This is a genomic window from Vibrio sp. D173a (assembly GCF_030248475.1).
This window is the reverse complement of the sequence record NZ_JAHGAH010001340.1, coordinates 1-568: the sequence shown is the minus strand read 5'-3', so window position 1 is coordinate 568 and position 568 is coordinate 1. Positions and strand designations below refer to the sequence as shown.

Sequence of the window (568 nt, the reverse complement as noted above, 5' to 3'; positions counted from 1 at the left end):
AGTGATATTGCAGATCCAGAAGAGGATCGCGATACCTTACTGCAATTATTGTTTAGCATCGGTGTGGAGCCAAAGATCGGTCAAATCGTTCCAGCGTTCGTTTATGACTTCCCAGCTTCCCAAGCGGCACTGGCTAAGATTAATCCTCAAGACCATCGCGTAGCGGATCGCTTCGAGGTTTACTTTAAAGGCATTGAATTGGCTAACGGGTTCCACGAGTTGGATAACCCGCAAGAGCAGCTGCAACGCTTTGAGGAAGATAACCAAAAGCGTATCGAGATGGGCTTAGAGCCACTACCTATTGATTATCATCTCATTGAAGCGCTTAAAGCGGGCTTGCCAAGTTGTGCGGGCGTGGCGCTGGGTATCGACCGACTGATCATGCTGGCTATGGGCCATGATCATATCGATGAAGTCACGGCTTTTCCTTTCCCGAGAGCATAACTCTTCCTTTTGAGTCAGCTAACTCTGGCAATGTTAGATTAGCTGACCAATATCCCCGTTCCTACTACTGCGACAATAGCGCCAATCCATGCGTAGATATTTGGCCTTTGCTTGGTGTAAATCC

1 protein-coding gene is annotated in these 568 nt (G+C 48.1%); it reads left to right on the top strand.

All coding sequences use genetic code 11. The features are described 5' to 3' along the window. Positions 1-444, top strand: a 444-nt coding sequence (locus KIV40_RS33225; RefSeq protein WP_285353658.1) for an amino acid--tRNA ligase-related protein, incomplete at its 5' end; no start/stop codon positions are given. Positions 445-568: the final 124 nt, after the last annotated feature.